Raw genomic sequence first — 6,334 nt, 5'->3', positions numbered from 1 at the left:
TCGGTCCACCCAGACAGGGCAGACCACTAGTCGCGGACGGGTCTCATTTCGAGCCGTTCACTTTGTTTCCATAGCCGTTCAGCCTTTGTTTCTTGGTGGGTGCTGTTCGATGATCCGCGTGTCCAGGTCGCTGGAGACGCGCAGTGCTCGTCCGAAGGCTCGTCGCCGCAGTGCGGATTCGATGCAATCGGGTGTCGGATGCACCCACGCGCCGCGCCCCGGCAGGACAGCACTCTCGTCGAGGACGAGGATGTCGTTCTGGGACACCACCCTGAGAAGAGTGGAGCGGGGAGCACGCGTGCGACAGCCGACGCACGTTCGTACGGGTTCCATCTTACACCTGAGTTCCCATCCGACTCGCGCGAGGGGCGCGAGTCGGATGTCACGAGGGGTCAGTCCAGGACGCTGTCCGGCTGGATGTCGATCTTCGCTCCGGTGAGCTTGGCGGCCAGGCGGGCGTTCTGCCCCTCCTTGCCGATCGCGAGCGACAGCTGGTAGTCCGGCACCAGCGCGCGCACGGCCTTGGTGGTGGCATCGAGGATGAAGGCGCTGGTCACCTTGGCCGGCGACAGCGCGTTCGCGACGAACGCGGCGAGCTCCGGATCGTGGTCGACGATGTCGATCTTCTCACCCGCGAGCTCTTCGGTGACGGCACGAACGCGACGTCCCATCTCGCCGATGCACGCGCCCTTGGCGTTGATGGCCGGGTCATGTGCCTTGACCGCGATCTTCGTGCGGTGGCCCGCCTCGCGAGCAAGCGAGACGATCTCCACGAGGCCGGCGGCGATCTCCGGCACCTCGAGGGCGAACAGCTTGCGGACGAGGCCGGGGTGGGTGCGCGACACGGTGATCTGCGGGCCCTTGAGTCCCTTCGCGACGCTCGTGACGTAGACGCGCAGGCGCGACCCGTGCGTGTACTCCTCGCCGGGCACCTGCTCTTCGGGGGGCAGGATCGCCTCGACCGACCCGAGGTCGACGTGGATCATCCGCGGGTTCGGACCCTGCTGGATGACGCCGGCGACGATGTCGCCCTCCTTGCCCTTGAACTCACCGAGCACGGCGTCGTCGGCGATGTCGCGCAGACGCTGGCTGATGACCTGCTTGGCTGCGAAGGCCGCGATGCGTCCGAAGTCGTCGGGCGTGGCCTCCTCCTCGCCGATGATGGCGCCTTCCTCGTCCTTGACGACCTGCAGCACGGCGACGTGGCCGGTGCGGCGGTCGAGGTCGACGCGAACGCCCTCGGGGGTGGCTCCGTCTGCGGAGACGTGCTTGGAGTATGCGGTCAGGATGGCCTGTTCGATGATCGAGACCAACTCATCGAAGGGGATCGCCTTCTCCTTCTCGATCCCACGCAAAAGACTCAGTTCGATATCCATGACGGCTCCCTATTCAGCTCTCGTCGCGCGGGTGTGCACGCGCGACATCCGTACCACGATACCCTGTGCCCACCGCCCGATGCCACGGAGGCGGCCGCACCGACGCGGTGCCAGACGCGCAGGAGGACCCAGTGACGACGTACGACGCCATCGTGATCGGAGCGGGGATGTCAGGGGTGACGGCGGCGCGGATGCTCGCCGACGACGGCGCGACGGTGCTCGTGCTCGAGGCCCGGGATCGCGTCGGCGGCAGGATGAACACCGATCGCTCGGCCGGATTCGCCGTCGACCTCGGCGCGTCGTGGGTCCACGGCATCGAGGGGTCGCCGCTGTGGGACCTCGTGCAGGCGCTCGACATCCCGACCCTCGAGTACACGGTCGGCAGCTTCCAGGCCGGCGGGCGCACGATCGAGAACTTCGACGGCGAGGGTCGGCGGATGGATGCCGCGGCGACCGCGCGATGGGTCGAGGACGTCGCCGAGGCCGACCGGATGCTCGGCGAGGAGATCGCCGCCTCCTCCCCCGGCGACACCTACCTCGATGTGACCGAGCGCGCGCTCGACCGCTCCGGCTTCGCTCCGGAGCGGATCGACGAGATCCGCGAGTTCTTCCGCCACCGTGTCGAGGAGCAGTGCGGCGCGTGGATCGGAGACCTCGACGCGCACGGCCTCGATGAGGACGCGATCGACGGTGACGAGGTGATCTTCCCGCGCGGGTACGACGAGCTGCCCCGGCGCATCTCCGCGGGACTCGACATCCGACGGGAACACGTCGTGACCCGCGTCTCGCGGCATGCCGATGGGGTCACCGTGACGACCGATCGCGGCGACTTCCGCGCCCGCAGCGCTCTGGTCACGGTCCCGCTCGGTGTGCTCAAAGCCGGTTCGATCGAGTTCGTCCCTCCCCTGCCCGCAGCCGTGGCCGAGCCGATCGAGCGACTCGGCATGGGCGTGTTCAACAAGGTCTTCATCCAGTTCCCCGAGCGCTTCTGGGACGAGGAGAGCTACGTGCTGCGCGCCCTGGGCGAGGCGGGCGAGCACTGGCACTCGTGGTACGACGTCTCAGCCGTCAGCGGGCGGCCTACCCTGCTGACGTTCGCGGCGGGGCCGTTCGGACGGAGGGTGCAGGATCTCGCTGACGCGGACATCGTCGCGGACGTCGTCTCCGCCCTCCGGGTGCTGTACGGGGAGCGCGTCGGTGCTCCGACGGCTCACTGGATCACGCGATGGGGGCAGGATCCGTTCTCGAACGGCTCCTACTCGCATCTCGCCCTCGGCTCGTCGCACCACGATCACGACGAGCTCGCAGGCCCGGTCGACGGCGTGCTGCACTTCGCGGGCGAGGCCACCTGGGGCGAGGAGCCCGCGACCGTCGGTGCGGCGTTCTATTCGGGGCATCGGGCGGCAGAACGCCTCCTCGGCCGCCCGGTCGACCTCGCCGCGTTCGCAGGACGGATCAGGGAGCGGGAGCAGAACCCAGCTCGTTGATCGCTCCGATCAGACGGAACAGATTCCCGACGTGCCACTGGTCCAGGTGCAGCGCCAGGCGCGGCAGGTGCAGCACATCGTCGTCGGCGACCTCGGGCTGACGGGGCGTCGTGCGCTCGATGCGGCCGCTCACCAGCATCCCGGCGAAGCGGTCGTTCAGCTCCGCGATCTCCGCGGCCGTCGGCTCCGCACGGAGCCTCAGCACGAGCGTGTCGCCCACCCACCGCAGCGAGTCGTAGTTGCGCCAGAAGCCCGCGATCACGCCTGCCGCCGACTCGACGGAGTCCGTGATGACGACGCGATCGAAGTCGCCTTCGGAGATGACGCCGGTCGGGGCGAGATCCTCGTCGATGAAGCGCTTGAGTCCGTTCCAGAAGGTACCGCCCGGCTCGTCGAGGAGCACGATCGGCGTCGGCTCCGCCTTGCCCGTCTGCTGCAGGGTGAGCAGCTCGAACATCTCGTCGAGGGTGCCGAACCCGCCGGGGAGGCAGATGAAGCCGCTGGATTCCTTGATGAGCATGAGCTTGCGTGTGAAGAAGTACTTCATCGCGACGACGTGCTCGCTCGCCTCGATCAGGCTGTTGGCCTTCTCCTCGAAGGGAAGCCGGATCGACACCCCGAGTGACAGCGCCGGCCCTGCTCCCTCGGCCGCCGCCTGCATGATCCCGGGGCCGGCCCCGGTCACCACCATCCATCCGTCGGCGGCCAGCGCGCCGGCGACGTCGCGCGCCTGCACGTAGAGCGGATCGTCCTGACGGGTGCGTGCGGATCCGAAGACGGTCACCTTGGGAACGCCCTCGAACGGGGCGAACAGCCGGAAGGCGTCTCGCATCTCGGCGAGAGCCGCAGAGGCGATCTTGAGGTCGAGGCGGTTCGTGCCGTCCTCGCCGAGGAGCACGGCCGTGCGCATCATGCGCATCACCAGCCTGCGGTCGGTCTTCACCCCCGCCTCGTCGAGGACGGTGTTGATCTCGGCGCTCAGCGATTCCGGCAGCGGTTCCTCGGTCATGCCCTCAGCCTGTCATGACGGGATGCGGCGCGGGGATCCGCAACGCCGTCCATGGCTGCTCACCACGCGAAGACCGCCGTGTCAACGCCCGTGCCTTCTGGCCGCACCGCGGCGAAGCTGAGCACATGACAGAGATCACTGGACCTGACGCACTGGCACGGGTGAAAGACCTCGTGGAGGACATCGACTTCACGATGCTGACGACGACGGACGACGACGGCAACCTCGTCAGCCGACCGATGTCGACGAGGCAGATGGACGACGCCGGCGACATCTGGTTCTTCACCGCCGAGGACACCGAGAAGGTCGAGGAGGCGAGAGCGCACCGACAGGTCGGCCTCTCGTACTGCGATCCGAAGGGCATGCGCTACGTGTCGGTGGCCGGCAACGCGTCCATCGTGCACGATCGCGCGAAGATGGACGAGCTCTACTCCCCGTCGCTGGACATCTGGTTCGAGGACGGGCTGGACACGCCGGGGATCGCACTCCTCAAGGTCACACCCACCGTCACGGAGTTCTGGGAACCGGCCAAGGGGAAGATCGCGATGGCGGCCGGAGCGCTGAAGGCGCTGGTCACGAAGGACACTCCGGATGACGACATCATGAACCACGGACACATCGTCTGCTGACACGGCATCCGCAGACGACGACGCCGCGCACCTCCGTGAGGAGCTGCGCGGCGTCTTCGCGTCGATGGTCAGCGAGCGGTCAGTCGCTCCACGGCCTCGGCGATCGACACGGCGTCGCGGTCGCCGGTGCGCCGATCCCAGAGTTCGACCTGTCCATCGGCGGCGCCGCGCCCGACGATGACGATCTTCGGCACGCCGACGAGTTCTGCGTCTCCGAACTTCACCCCGGGCGAGACCTTCGGACGGTCGTCGTAGAGGACGTCGAGGCCGGCGGCCTCGAGCGTGGTCGAGAGATCGGCGGCGACGTCGAAGGCGACCTGGTCGCGACCGGCGGCCACGACCTGTACGTCGAACGGCGCGACGGATGCCGGCCAGATCAGGCCCTTCTCGTCGTTGTTCAGCTCGGCGATGATCGCCAGGATGCGCGTGACGCCGATGCCGTACGACCCCATCGTGACCGTGACGAGTTTGCCGTTCTCGTTCAGCACCTTGAGACCCAGCGCCTCCGCATACTTGCGGCCGAGCTGGAAGACGTGGCCGATCTCCATGCCCCGGGCGAGCTCGACCGGCCCTGATCCGTCGGGCGCGGGGTCGCCCGCTCGCACGTCGGCGATCTCGACGATCCCGTCGGCGAAGAAGTCACGGCCTGCGACGACCGAGTGCGCATGCTTCTCGTCGAGGTTCGCACCGGTGATCCAGCTGGTGCCCTCGCTGACGCGGGGGTCGACCAGGTAGCGGATGCCGGTCGCCGACTCCTCGCCGAGGACGGCGCCCGTCGGTGACCACGGGCCGATGTATCCCTTGACGAGCAGCGGGTTCTTCTCGAAGTCGTCCGCCGTGGCCGTCTCGACCTCGGCCGGCGCGAACGCGACCTCGGCCCGCTTCTCGTCGACCTCGCGATCGCCGGGGATGCCGACGACCACGAGCTCGCGGCGACCGTCGAGGTGCGTCAGCGCGAGGACGACGTTCTTGAGCGTGTCCGCTGCCGTGTAGTCGCCGGCGAGGTGCGCGTTCGAGTGAGCCACGAGCGTCTCGATCGTCGGGGTGTTCGGCGAGTCGAAGATCACGGGAGCGGCGTCGGCGTCGAAGGGGATCGCGTCGGGAACCGCCGTCGTGAAGGCCTCGACGTTGGCGGCGTAGCCGCCGGCGCTGCGCACGAAGGTGTCCTCGCCGACGGGCGTGGGGTGCAGGAACTCCTCGCTGCGCGACCCGCCCATGGCGCCGGCATCCGCCTGGACGATCACGTACTCGAGTCCCAGACGCTGGAAGATGCGCTCATAGGCGTCGCGCTGCGCCTGGTAGCTGACGTCGAGGCCCTCGTCCGACGAATCGAACGAGTAGGCGTCCTTCATCGTGAACTCGCGCCCGCGCAGCAGGCCGGCGCGAGGACGCGCCTCGTCTCGGTACTTGTCCTGGATCTGGTAGATCGTCAGCGGAAGGTCCTTGTACGAGGAGTACAGGTCCTTCACCAGCAGCGTGAACGCCTCTTCATGGGTGGGGGCGAGCAGGTAGTCGCCGCCCTTGCGGTCCTGGAGACGGAAGAGGAGATCTCCGTACTCCTCCCACCGACCGGTGGCCTCGTACGACTCGCGAGGCATCAGCGCGGGGAAATGCACCTCCTGCGCACCGGCGGCCGCCATCTCCTCGCGGACGACGGTCTCGATCTTCGCCTTGACCCGCAGCCCGAGCGGCAGCCACGCGAAGATGCCGGCCGCCTGCGGTCGGATGTACCCGGCGCGGATCAGCAGCCTGTGGCTGGCGACCTCGGCGCCGGCAGGGTCTTCACGGAGCGTGCGGAGGAAGAAGTTCGAAAGACGAGTGACCACCGGGCAA

The 6,334-nt window shown here is 68.2% G+C and carries 6 protein-coding genes; 2 read left to right on the top strand and 4 right to left on the bottom strand.

Annotated elements, in window-relative coordinates:
* Positions 1–78 precede the first annotated feature (78 nt).
* A complete protein-coding gene (locus tag ACESK8_RS15350; RefSeq protein ID WP_074731775.1) occupies positions 79–333 on the bottom strand; it encodes a YlxR family protein in 255 nt (84 codons plus the stop codon).
* 59 nt (positions 334–392) lie between these two features.
* Complete coding sequence (gene nusA, locus ACESK8_RS15345; RefSeq protein WP_372969402.1) at positions 393–1,376, bottom strand: transcription termination factor NusA; 984 nt, start codon at positions 1,374–1,376, stop codon at positions 393–395.
* 131 nt (positions 1,377–1,507) lie between these two features.
* On the opposite strand from nusA, the gene ACESK8_RS15340 reads away from it, so the two are divergent.
* Positions 1,508–2,863, top strand: a complete 1,356-nt coding sequence (locus ACESK8_RS15340) for a flavin monoamine oxidase family protein (protein ID WP_372969401.1) — start codon at positions 1,508–1,510, stop codon at positions 2,861–2,863.
* On the opposite strand, the gene ACESK8_RS15335 is transcribed toward ACESK8_RS15340, so the two are convergent.
* Entirely contained in the window at positions 2,832–3,872 is a 1,041-nt protein-coding gene (locus ACESK8_RS15335) for a TIGR00730 family Rossman fold protein (protein ID WP_372969400.1), read from the bottom strand. The two genes, ACESK8_RS15340 and ACESK8_RS15335, sit on opposite strands and share 32 nt — an antisense overlap.
* 125 nt (positions 3,873–3,997) lie before the next feature.
* On the opposite strand from ACESK8_RS15335, the gene ACESK8_RS15330 reads away from it, so the two are divergent.
* Complete coding sequence (locus ACESK8_RS15330) at positions 3,998–4,501, top strand: pyridoxamine 5'-phosphate oxidase family protein (RefSeq protein ID WP_372969399.1); 504 nt, start codon at positions 3,998–4,000, stop codon at positions 4,499–4,501.
* Positions 4,502–4,569: 68 nt separating this feature from the next.
* Here ACESK8_RS15330 and ACESK8_RS15325 read toward each other — a convergent pair whose 3' ends face one another.
* Positions 4,570–6,327, bottom strand: coding sequence for a proline--tRNA ligase (locus ACESK8_RS15325; protein WP_372969398.1), 1,758 nt, complete (start codon positions 6,325–6,327; stop codon positions 4,570–4,572).
* Positions 6,328–6,334: the final 7 nt, after the last annotated feature.

Source organism: Microbacterium sp. (assembly GCF_041641055.1).
GTDB lineage: Bacteria > Actinomycetota > Actinomycetes > Actinomycetales > Microbacteriaceae > Microbacterium.
This window is presented reverse-complemented; position numbering and strand designations above follow the sequence as displayed.